We start from the raw sequence: 20,451 nt of genomic DNA on the forward strand, positions 1-20,451 counted from the left end.
GTCACGCCCCGTTCCGGTTGCCGAGGGCGTCGGCGTTCACAGCCGCCTTGGCCACCAGGTTCGGGACGACCGAGGACAGCTCCTCGGGTGTCCACCGGGACTCGGCGCTCGCGCCGGGGCCGTTGACCCAGCCCTCCAGTACGGTGATCTGGTTGCCGACGACGCCGAAGACCCGGCCGGTGACCTCGCGCGAGGCGGCCGAGCCCAGCCACACCACGAGCGGCGAGATGGCCTCGGGGGTGAGGTCCTGGGCTTCGGCGGCCCGCTTCATCATCTCGATGTCCTCGGTGAGCCGGGTGAGCGCGGTCGGCGCGATGGCGTTCACGGTCACGCCGTAGCGGGCGAGTTCGGCCGCGGCGATGATCGTGAGGCCGGCGATGCCGGCCTTGGCGGAGCCGTAGTTGGACTGGCCGGGGTTGCCGAAGATGCCGGACGGGGAGGTCGTGTTGATCACCCGGGCGTCGTTGTCGTGACCGGACTTGGCGCGCTCGCGCCAGTACGCGGCCGCGTGGTGCAGGGTGGCGAAACTGCCCTTGAGGTGGACGGCGATCACGCTGTCCCAGTCCTGCTCGGTCATCGACACGATCATCCGGTCCCGCAGGATGCCGGCGTTGTTGACCAGCACGTCCAGGCCGCCATAGGTGTCCACCGCCTGCCGGACGAGCCGGCCGGCGCCCTCCCAAGTGGCGATGTCGTCCGTGTTGGCCGTCGCCTCGCCACCGGCGGCGACGATCTCGTCGACCACGGTCTGGGCAGGCCCGGCCGAGGCTCCCGCCCCGTCCCGCGAGCCGCCCAGGTCGTTGACGACGACCTTCGCGCCCTGCGCGGCGAACGCCAGGGCATGCGCCCGGCCGATCCCGTTGCCGGCGCCGGTGACGACCACGACCCGGCCGTCGGCCACTCCTGCAGACATGCTCAACTCCTTGATGGCTGAGGCCGGTCGGCTTCGGCGAACAGAACCCGCGGGTCCTCGCTGCCGCAGCCGCACCGGCCGGTGATGGCGCGGCCCGCGATGCCGAGCGGTGTCTCGGGGAGCGGCGAGGTGCGGGCCTCCCCCGCCGCCAGGAACAGTTGCCCGTCCCGCTCGCCGACCCGCCACTCGGCGGCGTTGACGTGCGCGCCGGCCCGCTCGGGGCACTCCAGTGCGAGGGCCGGTCCCACGGCCGAGATCAGGGCGGCGGACACACCCACCCCGCGCAGCAGCGGTACGGCTGCGGGCCTGGCCAGCACCACGGACGTGGAGCGGAACATCTCACCGAGGTCCGCCGTCCCGGCGAGTCCCTCCAGGGTCTGCGCCGACAGGCCGATCACCGCGTGCGGGTTCAGTTCGCGATGGAAGACCGCGGTGCGGCGGTGGTCCCAGCCCATCGCCTCGGCGATGCCGTACGTCACCTTCAGCGCGCTCAGGGCGCCGATCACCGCGCGACCCCAGAAGCCCTCGAAACCGGACGCGGTCAGCAGAGCCCGCTGCCCGGCGGCCAGGCCGTGCTCCCGCAGCCGTGCGGTGACCCAGTCGGTGTCGCGGGCGAGTTCCGCCCAGGTCAGTTCCGTCTTCCGCATGCCGTCGGCCGCGGGGAAGCGTACGAGGTAGGCGAGTTCGGGGCGGTCGAGTTCCCTGGCCCGGGCCAGGGTGTCGGCGCGGGCCATCAGCGCTTCACCACCCGGGGGAACTTGGCGACGCTGGTCATGGTCTTCAACAGGTCCTCCTCGGTGCGCATGTCGAGCACCGGCTTGACCCCGGTCCGCTCGCGCACGGCCTCGCTCAGGCGCCCGGCCAGGGCATCGACGTCCGCGGTGAGATGGGGGTCGTAGCCGACGCGCAGCCGCAGTTCGTCGACCTCGCGCCGGTCCCGGACGATCTGGAAGACCCCCGCGACGGTCTCCGGCTGGTCCTCCACCGCCTGCCAGATGTCCCGCAGGACCACGGAACGCCCCTGGACCAGGGTCTCGTCGCCGCGTCGTCCGGCGACCCACATCCGGGCGTGGGTACGGCCGCAGCCGCAGGTGTCGCGGGAGAGGCGGACGAGGTCCTCGCTGCGGTAACGGATCAGCGGCGCGGCCCGGTTGTCCAGGTCGGTGGCGACGAGTTCGCCGAGGTCGCTCTCCGGGACGTCCTGCCAGCCGTGCTCGTCGACCTCGACGCACTCGGCGAAGACGGTGTCCTCCCACAGGTGGAAGCCGTCGTGCTCACGGCACTCCCAGGCGGTGCCGGTGTCGGCGGCGCTGGTGTACTCGTAGACGTCGATGCCCCAGTCGTCGCGGATCCGCTCACGCATCTTCCGGCTGAGGGGCTGGCCGGCGCAGGAGGCGCCCTTGAGGGAGGAGAACGCCTCCTTCAGATCCGTCTGCTCGGCCAGGTGCTCCAGCTCGACCATCTGCGGGTACATCATCTGCAGATAGGCGGGGCGGTAGGTGCGCAGGGCCTCGACGACCTCGTGCATCTTCCCGAGCCAGGTGTCCACCTCGATGACCACCGCGCCGAGGGCCTGGTAGCCGGGGTCCATGAGGTTGCGGAAGGTGCCGGGCGGGCTCAGCACCCGGTCCCCGGGCCTGAGGCCCAGCTCCCACAGGTCCCGCACCTGCGCGGTCACCAGGGGTGGTGCGTCCTGCCAGATCTCGGCGAAGAACTCCGGGTCGCCGGTGGTGCCCGAACTGGAGGAAACCGAGGTCAGCTCGTCGACCGGGACGCAGAGCAGACCGCCGAAGGGGTCGCCCGTGCGGGCCCGGTGGGCGCGCACCATGTCCTTGGTGATGAACGGCACCCGGGCCCGGAAGTCCTCCAGGGACCGGATGTCGCGCGGATGCACCCCGTGCTCGTCCCAGAGCTCACGGTAGAAGGCAGAGTTGCCGTAGGCGTGCCCGACGAGCTCCAGGATCCGTTCCTCCTGCCGCGCGCGCAGCTGCTCGCGGGGCATGGTCTCCACCTGGGGCTCGAAGTACCTGTCAGCGGTGTCCCGGTCACCGACCATGGCGCCTCCTCGCGGCTCAGTGCCCAGATCTTCCAACTATCAGGGCAATCAGTCAACCAATTGGACGGATTCAAGGCCAGACCTCGCGCTCGGTCGATCCATATAGTTAACTCTTAGCACTCATTCATCTACCAGTCATCCATCAGGAGGGTGCCGTGAAGATCGTTGTCTGCGTGAAGCACGTGCCCGACGCCACGGCGGACCGCACCTTCACCGAGGACGGCACCACCGACCGGGCGTCGGTCGACTCACTGCTGTCCGAGCTCGACGAGTACGCGGTCGAGCAGGCCCTGCGGATCGCGGAGTCGGGCGTCGAGGCCGAGATCAGCTACCTCACCGTCGGCCCCGACGACGCGCGCGACGCCCTGCGCAAGGCGCTGGCCATGGGCGGCGACTCGGCGGTCCATGTCAGCGACGACGACATCGAGGGCAGCGACGCGTTCGGCACGTCGCTCGTGCTGGCCAGGGCGATCGAGCGGCACGGCTTCGACCTCGTGCTGTGCGGGATGGCCTCGACGGACGGCACCATGGGCGTCGTACCGGCGCTGCTGGCCGAGCGGCTCGGCGTCCCCGCCGTCACCCACCTCGAAGACCTGGCGGTCGAGGACGGAGCCGTGACCGGCCGCCGCGAGGGTGACGGCGCGACGGTGCGGATCCAGGGCACCCTGCCGGCCGTCGTCTCGGTGACCGACCGCTCCGGTGACGCCCGCTACCCCTCCTTCAAGGGGATCATGGCCGCGAAGAAGAAGCCGATGGAGACCCTCGATCTCGCCGACCTCGGGATCGAGCCCGCGCAGGTCGGTCCGGCCGGCGCCCGGTCGGCCGTGGACACCGCGACCCGGCGCCCGCCGCGCACCAAGGGCGAGATCGTCACCGACGAGGGAGCGGGCGGCGCCGGACTGGCCGCGTTCCTGACCACCAAGAAGTTCATCTGACCTGCCGTCCCATCCCCGTCCCATCCCCGTCCCACCTCCCGTCCAGAAGGAGTTGCATCACCGTGGCCGAGATCCTCGTCCTCGTCGACCACGTCGACGGTGCCGTACGCAAGCCGACCCTCGAACTGCTCACCCTGGCCCGCCGGTTGGGCGAGCCCTCGGCCGTCTTCCTGGGGCCGGGCGTGGACGCCGCGACCGCGGTTCTCGGCGGGTACGGCGCCCGGAAGGTCTATGTCGTGGACACCTCGGAGATCGACGAGCACCTCGTCACCCCGGCCGTCGACGCCCTCACGCAGATCGCCGAGCGCACCGGTCCGGCGGCGATCCTGCTGCCGTCCGGGCCGGACGGCAAGGAGACCGCCGCACGGGTCGCGCTCCGGCTCGACTCCGGACTGATCACCGACGCCGTCGACGTCACCGCCGGACCGGACGGACCGGTCACCGAGCAGGCGGTGTTCGCGGCGACGTACCAGGTCAAAGCGCATGTCACCCGGGGCGTGCCGGTGATCACGGTCAAGCCGAACGCCGTCGCACCCGAGCCCGCTCCCGCCGCCCCCGTCGTCGAGAAGCAGGACATCGTCTTCGGCCCGGCCTCCGCCGCCGTCCGGATCCTGTCCCGCACGCCTCGCGAGCGCGGCGACCGTCCCGAGCTGACCGAGGCCGACATCGTGGTCTCCGGCGGCCGCGGCGTGAACGGGGCGGAGAACTTCGCCCTCATCGAGCGGGTCGCCGACGCGCTGGGCGCTGCCGTCGGGGCATCCCGTGCCGCCGTGGACGCGGGCTGGTACCCGCACAGCCACCAGGTCGGCCAGACCGGCACCCAGGTCTCCCCGCAGCTCTACCTGGCCGCCGGTATCTCCGGGGCGATCCAGCACCGGGCGGGGATGCAGACGTCCAAGACGATCGTGGCCGTCAACAAGGACGCCGACGCACCGATCTTCGAGCTGGCCGACCACGGCGTGGTCGGTGACCTCTTCGCGGTACTGCCGCAGTTGGTGGACGAGATCGAGCGGCGTCGGAGCTGATCTTCCCTCCTCCCGGTCTTCCGTTCGGCCTTCCATTCAGCCGCCCATACAACTAAAATCGCTAACTGATTGCATCCATTGACTCGAAGGGGTGTCATGACGAAGATCTGGGTCAACTCCGGGGACTCCCATGTGATGGAACCCGCCGACGTGTGGACCGAGAGGCTGCCCGCACGGCTCGGCGCCAGGGCGCCCCGCAGCGAACGCGGCGAGAAGTACGAGATGCTCTACATCGACGGCGAACGCATCGACCGCCAGCTCGGCGACTTCATGGACGCCATGCGTCCGCCGGGCGCCTGGGACCTGAAGGTCCGCCTCAAGGACCTCGACCAGGAGGGCGTGTGGTCCCAGCTGGCCTTCCCCTCCATGGGGTTCTGGCTGGTGTCGATCACCGACCGGGAACTCGCCCGGGAGACCGTCCGGGCCTGGAACGACTGGGCCCACGAGGAGATCCTCCGTAAGAACAAGCGGGTCATCACCACCGCCTGCGTCTCGACGGCCGACATCGACGACGCCGTCGCCGAGGTGGAGCGGGTGGCGGAGCTGGGCTTCAAGGCGATCTTCCTGCCGTGTTCCACCCGGGAGGGCGAGGAGTACGCGCTCGACCGCTGGGAGCCGCTGTGGACGGCGGTCGAGCGGGCCGGTCTGGTGCTCGGTTTCCACATCGGCACGGGCGGTCAGAACGTCGTGTTCCGCGGACCCGGCGGCGCGGTCGTCAACTACATGGAGACGACCTACCCGGGCATGCGGGTGGTGTCCCACATGGTCGCGGGCGGTGCGCTGGACCGGCACCCGGACCTCAGGATCCTCATCGCGGAGGGCGGCGCGGGCTGGGTGCCCGCCATCGGCGACCGGATGGACGAGGCCTACCGTCAGCACGGGATGTTCGTCCGGCCGAAGCTGAGCCGGCTGCCCAGCGAGATCATCCGGCAGCAGGTGTACGCCTCCTTCCAGCACGACAAGAGCTCGGTGGAGATCGTCGAGTCGACCGGCTACCGCAACGTGATGTGGGGCGACGACTACCCCCACCTGGAAGGGACCTACGGTCACACCCAGTCCACGCTGCGGGAGCTGTTCGACGGCGTGTCCGACGACATCCGCGACCGCGTCACGCGCGGCACCTTCAACGAGCTCTTCGGCCTGCCCGAGCAGACTCCCCGGGAGGCGGCCGTCTGAGCGGCGCCGACGGCGGAACCGCTCCGGTGACCACTCCCCCGTATCCCGAGGACCTGGAACGGCCCGGGCTCGTCAGGACCGGACGGTCGACCTTCGTCCGGCCCGTCCGGCCCGAGGACGCCGACCGTCTGGTCGCGTTCGTCGGCGGCCTGTCCCGGGCCACCCTGGCCTACCGCTCGCTCGGCCCGGTGGTGCGCGCCCGTGACGACGTGATCAGGCGCGGCGCGCACGTGGACTACCTGAACGAGCTGGCACTCGTCGCCCTGGCCGGGGACGAGATAGCCGGTCTGGTGCGCTATGTCCGCGACCCCGAGGAGCCGGAGCACGCCGAGGTCACCTTCACCATCCGGGACGACCACCAGAGCGAGGGATTCGGCCGGCTGCTCCTGGAGGACATCGCCGCCGCCGCCCGCGCGCGGGGCATCCGGGTGCTGGAGGCCGATGTCCTCGCCGACAACACCCGGATGATCAACGTGTTCCTCGGATCCGGCTACCGGATCGAGAGCGGGCCGCCCGGCCAGATCATCCACTTCGAGATCGCCATCGACCCGCAGGCCCAGGCAGTGGCCCGGGCCGAGCGCCGCGAGCACACGGCGGTGCGGCGCTCACTCAGGCCGTTGCTCGAACCGCGCTCGGTCGCCGTGATCGGCGCCAACCGCGATCCGCTGACGATCGGCCACGAGATCGTGGCCAACCTGCTGCGGGGCGGCTTCGGCGGCAGTGTGTTCCCTGTCAACCCGCGGGCCGAGCGGATCGCCGGGGTGCGGGCGTACGCGAACCTCCGGGACCTGCCCGAGCCGCCCGACCTGGCCCTGGTGGCCGTACGGGCCGCGGCGGTGCCCGAGGTCGTACGGGAGTGCGCGGACGCCGGCGTCAAGGCGGTGGTCGTCGTCTCCACCGGCTTCGGGGAGACCGGAGCCGAGGGGCGGGCCACCGAGCTGGAGCTGGCCCGGTTCGCCCGTGCCTCCGGTATGCGGCTGGTCGGCCCGAACTGCATGGGCGTGGTCAACACGACCCACGCGGCGCGGCTGGCCGCGACCTTCTCGCCCGCCCTGCCGACGCCGGGCCGGGTGGCGATGTCCAGCCAGTCCGGGCCGCTGGGGCTCGCGGTGCTCGACTTCGCCCGGCGGCTGCGGCTCGGCTTCTCCGGATTCGTGTCGGTGGGGCACGCCGTGGACGTGTCCACCGACGAACTGCTCCAGTGGTGGGAGGAGGACCCCGGGACCTCGGTGATCCTCCTGCACGTCGAGACCTTCGGCGATCCGCGCCGGTTCGCCCGCGTCGCCCGCCGGATCGCCCCGCGCAAACCGATCGTCGCGGTCCACCCGGGCCACACGGACTCGGCGGTGAGCTCGCTGTTCGCCCAGTCCGGCGTGATCCGCACCCGCAGTCTCCAGGAACTCTTCGACGTCGCCCTGCTCCTCGCCCACCAGCCTCCCCCGCCCGGCAACCGGATCGCCGTCATCACCAACGCGGGCGGTCCGGCCGCACTGACGGTGGGGGCGTGCGCGGCCAGCGGTCTGTGCGTCCCCGCGCTCGGTGAGCGAACGCGACAGACGCTGCGTGCGGCTCTGGCGCCGCGTGCGGAGGTCGCCAACCCGGTCGACCTGACCCCCATGGCCACCGCCGCGCACTACCGGCGCGCCCTGGACACCGTCCTGGCCGACGACGACATCGACGCGGTCGTCGTCCTGTTCATGCCGCCGCTGGCGGACAAGCCCGACGAGGTCGCGTCGGCGATCCTCGACGCGGCAGCGGGCCGGCCCGACAAACCGGTGGTGGCCAGCTTCCTGGGCGGCGCGGGCGTCGCCGACCTCCTGCACCGGGGCGACCTGGTGGTGCCGACATACACGTTCCCCGAAGCGGCGGCCGTCTCGCTCGGGCAGGCGGCGGCCTACCAGGCGTGGCGCAGCACCCCGGCGGGCGTCGTGCCGGACCTCGCGGGGGTCGACGCCGAGCGCGCCCGAGCGCTGATCGCCGGCCACGCCCCCGGTCCGGTCCTCGCCGCGGTCGCCGCCGAACTGCTGGACGCGTACGGAATCGCCGTACGGGACACCGAACCGGGCCGGGGCCCTGACGCGTTCCTCTCCGTCCGCGCCGACCCGGTCTTCGGCCCGGTGGTCGCCTTCGGGCTGACCGGGGACTACGCCGACCTCATGGCGGACGTCGTGCACCGCGTCACCCCGCTCAGCGACCGCGACGCCCGGGAGATGGTCCGCTCACTGCGGGCGGCCCCGCTGCTGGACGGCCGGGTGGGCGGCCGGGGCGTGGATCTGGCGGCGCTGGAGGAGACCGTCCTGCGGATCTCGGCGATGGTCGAGGACCTGCCCGAGATCGAGGCGCTGGAACTGCGCCCGGTACGACTGCTGCCGCCCGGGAACGGGGTGGCCGTCGCCCACGCGACGATCCGACTGGCCGACAACACAAAGGGAGGCCGCTCATGAGAGTCGGCATCTACTTCGACATGCGCAACCCCCCGCCCTGGCAGCGGTCTTGGTCCCGGGTCTACGGGTTCGCCCTGGAGATGTGCGAGGAGGCGGACCGCCTCGGCCTCGACTCGGTGTGGTTCTCCGAGCACCACGGCTTCGAGGACGGCTATCTCCCCCAGCCGCTCACCATGGCCGCCGCGGCGGCCGCCCGCACCCGCCGGATACGCCTCGGCACCGCCGTCATCCCCGCACCCCTGCACGCGGCCCCCGAGATCGCCGAACAGGCCGCGATCGTGGACATCATCAGCGCCGGCCGGCTGGACCTCGGTCTCGGCACCGGTTACCGGGTGCCCGAGTACCGGCTGTACGGGGCCGACCTCGCCAAGCGCTACACCACGACCGACCAGCGGGTCCGGGATATCCGCGGCCTGTGGGACGAAGCCCTGGTCACCCCCGGTCCGGTCCAGGATCCGCTGCCGATCTGGCTCGGCTACCAGGGCCCGCAGGGCGCCCGCCGGGCCGGCCGGCTCGGCACGGGGCTGCTGTCGCTCAACCCGGCGCTGCTGACGCCGTACCGGGAAGGGCTCGCGGAGAGCGGGCACGACGTGTCGGCGGGCCGGATGCAGGGCTCGTTCACCACGTTCGTCACCGAGGACCCGGAGGCCGACTGGCCGATGGTCCGCGGGCATCTGTCGTACCAGTGGGACAGCTACCGCCGCTACATGGTCGAGGGCACCGACCGGCCCGCCCCCCGCCCCATCGATCCCGAGAAGTGGCGGGAGACGGGGCTGAGCGCGTCCGGCGTCGGCCAGTTCCTCTACGGCACCCCGCAGGACACCGCCGACGCCATCAGGGCGTACGTGGCAGGGTTGCCGGTGGAAGGGGTGTTCCTGTGGGCTTCGCTGGCCGGGATGCCTGAGGAGGCGGTGGCCCGCCAGGTACAGCTCATCGCCGGGAAGCTGCGTCCGCTGCTTGCCGACGTCTGACACGAGGAGTCACAGCATGTCCACGACGTCACCGACGGGTCCCTGGGCCGGGGCGGACTTCCAGGAGCCGCCCCGGACCCCTGGCGGGGTGGCCCTGTGCGGGGCGTGTCGCGCCGCCGGCTCCTGCCGGCTGGGGGTGGAGCACGAGCGGCTCGACGAGGACGGGACGGCGCGGTTCGAGCTGTCCTGCCCGCGGGACCAGGAGGGCGGTCCCGATGTCGCGCACGGCGGCTGGACGGCGGCCGTCCTGGACGACTGTCTCGGCCATCTGCCACTGTTGCACCGGGTGTTGAGCGTCACGGCGGAACTGAGCGTGAGCTTCGTGAAGCCGGTGCCGGTGCAGCGGCCGTTGGAGGTCCGCGCCTGGGTGGAGAAGCGGGAGGGCAGGCGCTGGTACATCGCGGGCGAGATGGTACTGCTGCCGACCCGGGCCGTGCTGGCCCGGGCATCCGGGATCTGGGTGCTCCGGGACCAGGGCCACTTCGCCCGGCACAAGGAGTGGCTGGCCGAACAGGACACGGGCGACGGGCCTCAGCAGCACCTCAGTCCGGGAGGGGCTCAGTAGCACCTGAACCCGGCAGGGCCTCAGCAGCACCTGAACCCGACAGCGGCCCAGCAGCACCTGAACCCGGCAGGGCCTCAGTAGGACCTGAGCCCCATGCTGCGGGCTATGCCGTTGCGCTGGATCTGGCTGGTGCCCCCGGAGATCGTGGCCACGATCGACTCCCGGTAGCGGAAGCTCATCACGCTCTCGGTGGAGAAGCCGTGCCCGGCGCAGACCTGCATCCCGAGCCGGGCGGCGGCCACATAGGTCTCCGACCCCTTCAGCTTCGCCATCGAGCCCTCGCGCGTGCAGGGCTTGCCCTGGGCGAGCAGCCAGGCGGCGCGGTGGGCGAGCAGCCGGGCGGAGTCGATCTCGGTCTGCAGATCGGCCATGGCGTGGGCGAGGGCCTGGAAGGTGCCGATCGGACGGCCGAAGGCGTGCCGAGTGCGGGCGTACTCCAGCATCTCGTCCAGCGTGGCCTGCGCCGCGCCCAGATACCCGCCGGTGATGATCACCTTCTCCAGTTCGATGTTGGAGAGCATCACCTTCCAGCCCTCGTCACGCGGGCCGACGAGGTTCTCCTTGGGCACCAGGGCGTCATTGAAGAAGACCTCGTTGGTGCCCAGGATGTGCCGGGCCAGCGTCGGTGTCCGGCGCACCTCGACGCCCTCCGTCGACGGATCGACCAGCAGCAGGCTGATGCCGCCGTGCTTGGGCTCGCGGGGCCCTGTGCGCACGTAGGTGGCGATGGTCGTGTCGGGCAGACCGCCGCCCGTGCACCAGGCCTTCTGGCCACGGACCAGGAAGTGGTCCCCGTGGTCCTCGGCGGTGGTGCGCAGTGCCGCGGCGTCGGACCCGCTGTCCGGCTCGCTGAGGCCGACGGCGAGCCGGTGCCGGCCCGTCATGACCTGCTCACGGATGAAGTCGCGCTGCGCCTCGCTGCCCCACCGGAACACCGTGATCCCGGGGATGAGCACCCCGATGTAGCACATGGCGACGTCGAAGCTGGCCCGCCCCAACTCCTCGGCGATCAGGATGAGCTCCAGCGGCCCGCCGCCGTCGCCGCCCTCCTCCTCGCCGAACGGGAGGGAGAACCACCCCAGCTCGGCCATTCCGCGAAACAGCTCGGGCGGTACGACACCCTGCTCGTCCCACTGCTTGGCCTTCTCGGCCGGGCACACGTCGGCGACGAACTGCCGTGCCGTCGCGCGCAACAGGTCCTGCTCGTCGGTCAGCCCGAAGTCCACGGCCACTCCTCGCCAGACTGGTCTATTCATCTATCTAATTATTCTATGTTAGCGGATAGAGGGCGACCTGGACCGGGAATGGTTTCGGAAAACGTTTTAACCGTGGTCGCGGTAGACTTGCGCCGCTCATCGAGGACCGCTTCGTGCCCGGCCGCCCGGCCGTCACAGCGAGGGGATGGACGACATGCCGGTTCGCCCCGCCCGTATCCAGGACGTCGCCGCCGCCGCGGGGGTCTCGGTGTCCACGGTGTCGAACGTCCTGAACCGGCCCGAGCGCGTCAACGCCCGCACCGCCCAGCGGGTCCGTGACGCGGTGGCCGCGCTCGACTACGTACCCCATCCGGGAGCCGCCGGTCTGCGGACCGGACACTCGTCCTCGATCGGCCTGGTCCTGCCCGACGTGGCCAACTCCTTCTACTCGCGCATCGCGCGGGGTGCCGCGGACGCGGCGTACGAGCACGGTTACGCCCTCGTGCTCTGCGACAGCGGGGACGCCCCGGAACGGGAGCAGGGCTACTTCACCATGCTCGTCGAGCAGCGGGCCGTCGGGGCGGTGGTGGTTCCGCTGAGCGCCGATCCCACCCGGCTGACGCGGCTGCGCGAGCGCGGCATCCCCTTGGTGCTCGCGGACCGGGCGATCTCCGCCCAGGACGGCTGCTCCGTCTCCGTCGACGACATCGCCGGCGGCCGTACCGCCGTGCAGCATCTCCTGGACCGCGGAGCACGCGACATCCTCGTCCTGAACGGGGAACGCGGGATCCGGCAGTGCGCCGACCGGTACCAGGGCGCCCGCCAGGCCGTGCGCAGCCGACGAGAGGCGCGGCTGGGCCAGGCCGTCGCCAAGGAGATGACGGTGGCCTGCGGCGTGGAGACCGCACACCGGCTCGACGACCTGCCCGACGGGGTCTTCTGCACCAACGACTTCCTCGCCGCGGGGCTGTGCCGTGGACTGGGCGAACGAGGCGTGCGGATTCCCGAGGAGGTGCAGGTGGTCGGATACGGCGATCTCGACCTCGCGAGCTTCGTGGAGACCGCCCTGACCACGGTCCGGCAGCCTGTGGAGGAACTCGGCAGGGCAGCCGTGGAGATGCTGCTCGACGAGGTGGAGGCCCGCGCGGAACACACCCACGAGACACGGGTGTTCGCTCCGGATCTCGTCGTACGCGACTCCACGCGGGCATCATCCTCCGGCACCTGAGCCCCCGTCCCGGAGCGTCACCGGCCCCAGCAGACCTGAGGAGCACTGGTACGGGAAAGCCCAGGCGGTGGGCGTGGCTTCAGCCAGATACGGGGCCAGCGTGTTGCGGACGGTCACGTCGAGCCGGACGGTACGCCCGGCGGCACCCGGGAGCGGGAAACGGTACGGAGGACAGAACACCTCACCGACAGGTTCCCCGTCGAGCAGGACCTCGACACTGCCGCGGACCCGCCCGAGATCCAGCACCGGATCCCATCCGGCAGGCACCTCCAGATCACGGGCGTAGGTCACGCCCCCGCTCCAACCGCCCAGCCCCGACTCCCGCCAGTCCCCCAGCGGCAGCGGCGCCGGTACGGTGCGCACGCGCACCGGTCCGCGCCAGGCGGAGCCGCCTCGCAGCACGGCCGTGGGAACGGTGACGATCTCCACGTCCGTGGCTTCCCACAGCGGTTGATCCAGCGTCAACTCCGCCCCGGCGAAGGGACGTTCCGTACCACTACCGACCCGCACCCGGGCGGGAAGCATCAGCGGAAGGTGCAGCGACACGGTGCCCGGGGGCACGGTGAAGCGGAAGCGCTGTGCGGCCTCGCGGACGTCGTCCGTGGACCGCAGCGGCAGTACGGCGGCGCCGGGCGCCGGCACACCGGTGAGCCACCCGGCGTCCGGCAGCGGGTGAGGGCGCGGCGCGGCGTGACAGTGCTGCAACTCGCCCCACCGGCCCTCGTGTTCGACGGTCCGTCCGTGCCACCCGCCGGTTTCGGCCTGCCAGCCGGGGCCGCTGACCAACGCGGTCGGCTCGGTGCCCGCCACGAGGTCGACGAACACCGCGTCCCGTGCGTGGACGCTGTCGGCCACGACCTCGAGTACGTGCTCGCCCGCCCCGAGCGTCAGCTGGTGGCGGAAGAACATCGGCACCGCGCCCCAGTCGGACTCGTAGTACTCCACCTTCTCCTGCCGCGCCACGGCCGCGCCGTCGAGCAGCACGCTGACGCCCGCCGCGGCACCCACGACGAGCACGGCTTCCGTGCCGTCGCGCGGGGAGCGCAGCCGGCCGCGGTAGGTGACGGTGCCATCCGGTCGTACCTCGTCGGGCAGGCACATGAACTGCGGCCGACTCGCGAACCCGTCCGGGCGGGAGAGGCAGAAGTAGCTGCCCAACGGTGTGCCGGAGGCCCCTGAGATGAGCGACGGCCGGTCCTGGGCGTCGGTCAGTTCGTACTCCAGCACGTTGCGGGGCCGTGCCACGTCCACCCGGGCGGACGCCAGGTAGCCGACGCCCGTCTCCAGCCTCTCGCCGTTCCACCACACCCGCTTGGCCGCCGCCGCACCGAGATGCAGATCGGCGGGTCCCCGGTGGTCGGTCTCCACGATCGCCCGGACCCGGGCGACGGCTCCGGCCGCGGGCACCGGGACGCGCACGAACTCCTCGGGCACCAACCCCTTGTTGCCGAGCAGACCGTCCGGTTCCGGGATCCCACGGCTCGACGAGTACAGCGCGACCTCCCAGTCCTGGGGAGCCAGAGGCAGCTCGCCGGCCAGGACCCGTTCGGCACCGGCGCGGTCCAACGGGTCGGGGGCCTGGGCGGAGGGCACCGGAGCAAGGACGCGCACCCGGTTGCCGTAGGTCACGCGCGCCCGCGCCTCAGGGGCGTCGGTCTCGGTCCACCGCATGGTCCAGATCTGGGGTTCCGCCACGGACACTCCCGCGGGCAGAGCCAGGTCGCCCCAGGTGTTGTCCATGGTGGGGAGCAGACGGCCCTGCCAACCGGTCGACAGGTCCAGCGTCCGGGCCGAGGCGGGCCGTCGCGGTGGCGGGGTCGTCCGGTCCGGTGGGGTCGTCCGGTCCGGTGGGGTGCCTTCGCGCCATACGACAAGGGCGGCGGGGGCGCCGTCCAGCGGCACCTCGATGGTCGACAGGCTCTCGGAGAGGGTGACGCGCGCGCAGCGGCGGGCCCCGGTCGCCGGGTTCCAGATCTCGGCCTCGGCAACCGGGGCGCGCACGGTGACCGAGGATGTCCGGGCGTAACGCGCCGGGTCGATCTCGTGGTTGCCCCTCGGCGGATGCGTGCGGGCATCGGGGAAGGTTCCCGTGACCAGGGCGACCGCCTGGTCGCCGTACCTCCTGACGAGCAGCGGCACCTCGCCCGTCGCGTGTCCGGCGGCGTCGGCCACCGCCGCCGCCGCGGCTTCCGCGTCGCTCGCCCGTTCCAGTCGCGGATGGTCGACCAGCGCCGCGACGACGGAGTCGTCACCGGCCACCCCGGCCGCCGTCGCGGGCGGACGGCCGACGACCACCACCCGGCCGCCGGCGTCGAGGAGTTCGGTCAGCCGACGTGCTGTCTCCTCCTCCAGGACGCTCGCCGACGGCAGCAGAACCACGGCGTACGCGAGGTCCGTGACGCGCAGGGCGCCCTCGGCGGCCTTGGCCCGCTGCACGGAGGCGTCGTCGATGACGTCGAAGGAGACCCGGTGGCGGTCGAGGGCGCCGACGGCGGGCTCGAGCCAGTTGTTCGTGCCGCACAGCTCCAGGTAGTGCCGCTGTGTCTCGTCGACGTCGGTGTGGCCGTCGCCGAGGCGGCCGTCGCCGAAGTGCTGGACGGGCGCGTCCAGGGGGATGAGGGACTGCATGGTGGCGGTGGGGTGCAGGACCGCGACGTCGGCGCTGTAGGTGCCCCAGGACATGATCGAGCAGATCCGGGCGACGGCCCGGGAGAACGCCGGGTACTGGTGCCAGTAGGGCTGGCGCCAGTCGGTGGACGGCGGCGCCCACTCGAACCAGCCGCCCGCGGTGCCGAAGTAACTGGCGTGCGGGTTGTACAGGTTGGCGCCGCTGCGCAGGAACGGCAGGAGCCAGTCGTAGGTGTCCTCCAGGGTGCCGCCCCAGCCGGAGGAGTGGAACGCCTCGATCCAGACCCGCTCGTGGCCGTAGAGGTGGGCCATGGAGGAGTGGACCTTGGAGTCGCCGTGATGGTCGCTGCCGGCGGCACCGTACCAGCGGTGGGTGCGGAAGTAGTCGGTGTAGATCTGCGTGGACTGGGCCGGGAAGCCCGCGCGGGCGGGGTGGCTCTGGTCCGATCCGATGAGCATGCCGCGCTCGTCGTGCCAGGCGGCGAGCGGCCTGAACAGGGCCTCTTCGGTGAGTTCGGCGCGGACCGCGTAGTAGTCGCCGCGGATCTTCGCCGCCCGGGTGCTTGCCGGGCCGAACAGGGCGGGCAGGTGGTCGAGCAGGTCGTAGCCGCGCCGGGCGCGGAACTCGTCGGGGAAGCGGTGGCTCCAGGAGTTGGTGCCGGGCAGCTCGTCCTGGAAACTCCCGGCGATGACGTTGCCCAGGTACTGCGGGACGCGGCGGTCGTATGCGTGATGGACGGTGTCCAGCAGCAGGCGGACGGCGCTGGGGTCCAGGTAGTCGAACGCCGTGGGGACGGCGACGACGAGGAGCACCTCCGTCCCGTCGGCTGCCGCGATCCGGGCCGTGCCGGGACGGGAATCGGGGGTCATGGACAGGCGTCGGCCCGTCACCTCGTACGTGGCGACCGGGGTTTCGGGGCCCCGTAGCGCGACCGTGCCCCCGGAGACGGTAGCCCTACGGCACCGCAGCGCCCGGCCCGTCGCCTCCGGGTGCCGACGGGTGACGCCGCCCTGGATGTTGGCACCGGAGAACCCGATCTGGTCGTAGAACCACAGCCGCATGCCGAGGTCCCCGGCGATCTGGCAGGCGTCGGTGAAACGGTCCCACCACTCCTCACCGAACCACACCGGATTGTCGGTCCGGGCGCCGAACGTCGGACCGGCCGGCGCCAGATTGATCACCACGAGGTTGTGGATGCCGCCCTCGGCGAACCTGCGCATCTGCCAGGCGAGGCGCTCACGGGTGACCTTCGCACCGGACCACCACCACAGCGGAGTGGGGCCGAAGTCGCGGGGCGGGTCGTCGAACAGCTGCTGCAGTCCAGGGGAGATCACGGATGCGGTCCTTCCGCGTTCGGCTCGGACACCTCAGGGTTCTGAAAACGTTTTATACGACTCTCGAAGGCAGGCCACCTGGAATGTTCGCACCGAATCCAGGGCCCGAGAAGACTCTGGAACTTCTTCCGGCGCGTCTGTGCAAGAGGGCTTGTTGGAACGTTTTTCGAACTCTATATTCACTGCGACCCGGCCCCAGAGCCGCGACGTTCCCCTCCGCTCGGCCCATCCCCAGACGACGGAGTCGCATCATGGCCCGCACCTCGACCGCCCCGGATCACCCGGACCAGCCGCCCATCCCCGCACACTTGTGGAGAGTCGCCGCCCTGTCGGGAATGGCCTCCTACCTCGACGCCGCCCTCATCGTCAGCATCTCCGTCAACCTGGCCATCTACCGGGACAGTTACGACATGGGCGTGTGGATGGCGGGCGCGATCAGCGCGATCGTCACCGGCTGTATCGCCGTCGGCTCCCTCGTCGGCGGACGGCTGGCCGACATGTTCGGGCGCCGCCGTGTCTACAACCTGGACATCCTCTGCTTCGCGCTGGGCGCGGTCGTCATCACGCTGGCGCCGAACGACCTGGTGCTCCTGGTCGGCGTGCTCCTGGCGGGGCTGGCGGCCGGTGCCGATCTGCCGACGTCCCTGGCCGTGGTCTCGGACGCGGCGCCCGCCCACGGCCGGGCGCGTCTGGTGTCCTTCACGCAGGTCATGTGGGTTCTGGGCATCGTCGTCGTCATCTTCCTGGGCTACGTCCTGTCGGACACCGGCATGACCGGGGCGCGCATCATCACCGGCCATCTGGCCGTCGCCGCGCTGGTCACCTGGCAGCTCCGCGCCCGTCTGAAGCTGGACGACGAGCCGTCGGACCAGGCGGTGGAGTCGGTCGCGGCGGTGAAAACGGTGGAGGCGACGGCGGTGGTGGTGGTGGAGGAGGAGGAGGAGGAGGAGGAGGTCGCGTCGGCCGCGTCACGCGGCCCCGCGCTCAAGAACGTGTGGAACCGTGCCGCGTTGCTGCCGATGGCCGCGACCTTCGTCTACTACGTCACCTGGGGGATCGGCGCCAACACCTTCGGCCAGTTCGGCACCTATCTGCTGGTCACGGTCAGCGGTGCCTCGCAGCGGCTGGCCACCGGGATCAACCTGGCCTTCCTCCCGATCGCGCTGGTGCTGACCTTCGTCTTCGTCCGGATCGCCGACACCCCCTGGCGCGACCGGCTGTTCTACGCGTTCACGGTCGTGCAGGTCGTCGCCTTCTGCATCGCCTCCCTCACGGCCGGCGCCCTCGTCGGCATGCTCGTCTTCTTCGTGCTCTACCAGATCTCCAACCCCTTCGCAGGGGAGGCCAGTTACAAGGTGTGGTCGCAGCTCTTACTGCCCGCGGACACCCGCGGCACCACGCAGGGCCTCACCTACGCCCTGTCGCGGGGGGTCTTCGCGGGCGTCGCGTTCGTCACGCCCGCCCTGATGGAGTACAGCGTGTCCCTTCTGCTCTGGTCGATCACCCTCTGCATGGCGGCATCGGGGGTCGCGGGCGTGTACGTCGTCCGTGTCCTCATCGCGCGTTCCCCCGATGCCGCCGACGCCCCGGCGAATGCGGGAGTGGCCAGGGCGTGAATCCGAACCGGACCTCGGAAGGATCACCGACCATGGCAACGACCGAACCCACCACCGTGACCGCGGACCGCGCCGCCACGCTGCGCGAGCTGCTCCCCCCGGCGCCCCGCCGTCGGCCTCGGATCGGACTGGTCGCGGGCGGCCTCGGCACGTACTGGCCGCAGTTCCCCGGACTGCTCCCGCAGTTGCGGGAGTCGGCCGGCTACGTCACCGAGCGGCTGAAGCAGATGGACGCGGAGGTCACCGACGTCGGTTTCATCTCCGACGCCGGGGAAGGCGCGGTCGCCGCCGAGGAGCTGCGCCGGGCGGACTGCGATCTGATCGTGCTGTTCCTGACGACGTATCTGACCTCGTCGATGGTCCTGCCGATCGCCCAGCGCTCGCACACGCCCGTCCTGGTCATCGACCTCCAGCCGTCCGAGCGGATGGACCACGCCTCCTTCGACACTGGTGCCTGGCTGGCGTACTGCGGACAGTGCCCCGTACCCGAGGTCGGCAACGTCTTCCGCCGCGCCGGCATCCCCTTCCGGTCGGTGTCGGGGTGGCTGCGCCAGGAGTCCGCGTGGCGGCGCATCGAGCAGTGGGTCCGGGCAGCGCACGTCCGCGCCGCGCTCCGACACGCCCGGCACGGGCTGATGGGGCATCTGTATCCCGGCATGCTCGACGTGTCGACCGACCTGACGCTGCTTCCGGCGACGTTCGGCTCGCATGTCGAGGTACTGGAGTTCGACGACCTGCGGCACCGGGTGGAGAAGGTGACCGAGGCGGAGACATGGGACCGCATGGCGCTCGCCCGCCAGGTCTTCACCCTCGACGACAGCGTGGTGAACGAGGACTTCGCGTGGGGAGCGACCGTGTCGGTCGCACTCGACCGGCTCGTCGAGGACTTCGGCCTCGACACCCTCGCGTACTACCACCGCGGTCTGGACGGCGAGCTGCACGAGCGGCTCGGCGCCGGCATGATCCTCGGCGCCTCCCTGCTCACGGCCCGGGGCGTGCCCGCGGCCGGTGAGTACGAACTGCGCACCAGCGTCGCCCAGCTGGCCTCGCAGAGCATCGGGGCCGGGGGTTCCTTCACCGAGATCCAGGCCCTCGACTTCGAGGACGGCGTCGTGGAGATGGGGCACGACGGGCCCGCCCACCTCGCCGTGAGCGCCCGTGATCCGCTGCTGCGGGGTCTGGGTGTCTACCATGGCAAACGCGGCTGGGGCGTCAGCGTGGAGTTCGACGTCCAGCACGGCCCCGTCACCCTCCTCGGCCTCGGCCAGGACGCCGACGGCAGCCTGTCGTTCCTCACCTCCGAGGGCACCGTCGTGCCCGGCCCGCTGCTGGAGATCGGCAACACCACCAGCCGCGTCGACTTCGGCCGTGATCCCGGCGAGTGGGTCGACGCGTGGAGCGCCACGGGCGTCGGCCATCACTGGTCCCTCGCGGTCGGCCACCACACCGCCGACTTCCGGGCCGCCGCGAGTCTGCTGGGCATCGACCACCGGGATGTGTGATCGCGCGCCCGCCGTCCGCGCATGACCGAGGGGGGCGGGTTTGTCGGGCGCGGGGTCTGCCGGGCGCGCCCCCGGCAGACCCCGCTGGATGTGGCTTTCGGTTCAGGCAGCCCTCGTGGAGACCCGGCCCCGCACGGTCTGCGGTTCCAGGACCCGTTCGGCCAGGTAGCCGAAGAGCAGCCCGAACGCCGCCCAGAGGACGGCCTGGATACCGATCGAGGCGAGACGGAACTCCCACAGGTCGGTCGCCGGGAAGCCCTTGGGCGTGTTGCCCCCGTGCGGCAGTACGGCCATCGCGACCGCGATGGCCGCGACGAAGGCGACACCGGCGGCGGTGGAGGCATTCCAGTTGCCCCAGGCCACGGCGAGCCTGCGGCCCAGCAGGATGGCCGCTGTGCCCAGCAGTACGCTCAGAGCGATCATCAGGACGAACAGGATGGACCGCTTGCCGAGGGTGTCCGGACTGCCGACGGCGGGCGGGCTCGCGGGGTACTTCAGGATCGGGACCAGGTAGGCCAGGAAGAACCCTGCGAGCGCGGTCAGTCCGGCCGTCGCCCGCGCACCGAACCGGCCGATCCGCCCGAGCGCGAAGCAGAACGCGAGTGCCGCGATGCCGCCGATGGCGACACCGAAGACGAGCACGCCCGTGGCGAGCCCGGCCGTCGACTGCAGGGAGCGGCTGACGAGTTCCTCGCCGCCGTGTTCATGGGAGTTGGCCTCCTCGAACGCGATGGCCGCGTCGACGGGGCCTTCCCCGACCAGGTAGGCGAAGAGGAAGGCGAGCACGCCGGCGGCCAGGCCGGCGAGCATGCCACGCACCAGCAGGGTGCGCACGGTGACGGAGTTCATGAGGGAGGACTC

Annotated in this window: 15 protein-coding genes; 9 read left to right on the forward strand and 6 right to left on the reverse strand. The window is 71.4% G+C overall.

The annotated features are described in order from the left end of the window. Window position 1 precedes the first annotated feature (1 nt). From M2271_RS03180 to M2271_RS03190, 3 genes are read right to left on the reverse strand one after another with little or no spacing between them, the layout of a single operon-like run. Window positions 2-913 (reverse strand): SDR family oxidoreductase, encoded by a 912-nt coding sequence (locus tag M2271_RS03180; protein WP_280885519.1) that lies wholly within the window; start codon window positions 911-913, stop codon window positions 2-4. A gap of 2 nt (window positions 914-915) precedes the next feature. Further along, window positions 916-1,647, reverse strand: coding sequence for a hypothetical protein (locus M2271_RS03185; protein ID WP_280885520.1), 732 nt, complete (start codon window positions 1,645-1,647; stop codon window positions 916-918). After that, complete coding sequence (locus M2271_RS03190) at window positions 1,647-2,969, reverse strand: phenylacetate--CoA ligase family protein (protein ID WP_280885521.1); 1,323 nt, start codon at window positions 2,967-2,969, stop codon at window positions 1,647-1,649. The genes M2271_RS03185 and M2271_RS03190 overlap by 1 nt, the downstream gene beginning before the upstream one ends. 173 nt (window positions 2,970-3,142) lie before the next feature. Between M2271_RS03190 and M2271_RS03195 the strand changes: the two genes are divergently transcribed. The 6 genes from M2271_RS03195 to M2271_RS03220 all read left to right on the forward strand — a co-directional run bounded on the left by M2271_RS03195 (window position 3,143) and on the right by M2271_RS03220 (window position 10,085). Next, window positions 3,143-3,904, forward strand: coding sequence for an electron transfer flavoprotein subunit beta/FixA family protein (locus M2271_RS03195; RefSeq protein ID WP_280885701.1), 762 nt, complete (start codon window positions 3,143-3,145; stop codon window positions 3,902-3,904). A gap of 62 nt (window positions 3,905-3,966) precedes the next feature. Next, window positions 3,967-4,929, forward strand: a complete 963-nt coding sequence (locus M2271_RS03200; protein ID WP_280885522.1) for an electron transfer flavoprotein subunit alpha/FixB family protein — start codon at window positions 3,967-3,969, stop codon at window positions 4,927-4,929. A gap of 96 nt (window positions 4,930-5,025) precedes the next feature. Continuing rightward, window positions 5,026-6,105 carry an amidohydrolase family protein gene (locus M2271_RS03205; RefSeq protein WP_280885523.1) on the forward strand — a complete coding sequence of 360 codons (1,080 nt, stop codon included), beginning with the start codon at window positions 5,026-5,028 and terminating at the stop codon, window positions 6,103-6,105. Window positions 6,106-6,131: 26 nt separating this feature from the next. After that, complete coding sequence (locus tag M2271_RS03210; RefSeq protein WP_280885524.1) at window positions 6,132-8,549, forward strand: GNAT family N-acetyltransferase; 2,418 nt, start codon at window positions 6,132-6,134, stop codon at window positions 8,547-8,549. Beyond that, complete coding sequence (locus M2271_RS03215; protein WP_280885525.1) at window positions 8,546-9,520, forward strand: LLM class flavin-dependent oxidoreductase; 975 nt, start codon at window positions 8,546-8,548, stop codon at window positions 9,518-9,520. Before M2271_RS03210 ends, M2271_RS03215 begins: the two co-directional genes overlap by 4 nt. Window positions 9,521-9,536: 16 nt before the next feature. Beyond that, the gene (locus M2271_RS03220) at window positions 9,537-10,085 is read left to right on the forward strand and encodes a PaaI family thioesterase (RefSeq protein ID WP_280885526.1); all 549 of its coding nucleotides are present in this window, start codon (window positions 9,537-9,539) and stop codon (window positions 10,083-10,085) included. Window positions 10,086-10,159: 74 nt separating this feature from the next. Here M2271_RS03220 and M2271_RS03225 read toward each other — a convergent pair whose 3' ends face one another. Next, entirely contained in the window at window positions 10,160-11,341 is a 1,182-nt protein-coding gene (locus M2271_RS03225; RefSeq protein ID WP_280885527.1) for an acyl-CoA dehydrogenase family protein, read from the reverse strand. Window positions 11,342-11,486: 145 nt separating this feature from the next. Here M2271_RS03225 and M2271_RS03230 point away from each other — a divergent pair, with 145 nt between their 5' ends. Beyond that, window positions 11,487-12,509: a LacI family DNA-binding transcriptional regulator gene (locus M2271_RS03230; RefSeq protein ID WP_280885528.1), complete on the forward strand. Its 1,023-nt coding sequence runs from the start codon at window positions 11,487-11,489 to the stop codon at window positions 12,507-12,509. Here M2271_RS03230 and M2271_RS03235 read toward each other — a convergent pair. Further along, window positions 12,492-16,472: a glycosyl hydrolase gene (locus M2271_RS03235; protein WP_280885529.1), complete on the reverse strand. Its 3,981-nt coding sequence runs from the start codon at window positions 16,470-16,472 to the stop codon at window positions 12,492-12,494. The genes M2271_RS03230 and M2271_RS03235 overlap by 18 nt on opposite strands. A 251-nt stretch (window positions 16,473-16,723) precedes the next feature. On the opposite strand from M2271_RS03235, the gene M2271_RS03240 reads away from it, so the two are divergent. Together M2271_RS03240 and M2271_RS03245 are read left to right on the forward strand one after the other, a co-directional pair. Continuing rightward, complete coding sequence (locus tag M2271_RS03240) at window positions 16,724-18,088, forward strand: MFS transporter (RefSeq protein WP_280885530.1); 1,365 nt, start codon at window positions 16,724-16,726, stop codon at window positions 18,086-18,088. A 32-nt stretch (window positions 18,089-18,120) separates the two neighbouring features. Then, on the forward strand, window positions 18,121-19,590 hold the full coding sequence (locus M2271_RS03245; protein ID WP_280885531.1) for an L-fucose/L-arabinose isomerase family protein: 1,470 nt from the start codon (window positions 18,121-18,123) through the stop codon (window positions 19,588-19,590). Window positions 19,591-19,692: 102 nt separating this feature from the next. Here the strand turns inward: M2271_RS03245 and M2271_RS03250 are convergent, their stop codons facing one another. Further along, on the reverse strand, window positions 19,693-20,439 hold the full coding sequence (locus M2271_RS03250) for a CbtA family protein (protein ID WP_280885532.1): 747 nt from the start codon (window positions 20,437-20,439) through the stop codon (window positions 19,693-19,695). Window positions 20,440-20,451 lie beyond the last annotated feature (12 nt).

Origin of the sequence: Streptomyces sp. LBL (assembly GCF_029893585.1) — a bacterium.
In the GTDB taxonomy this organism is placed as follows: Bacteria; Actinomycetota; Actinomycetes; order Streptomycetales; family Streptomycetaceae; genus Streptomyces.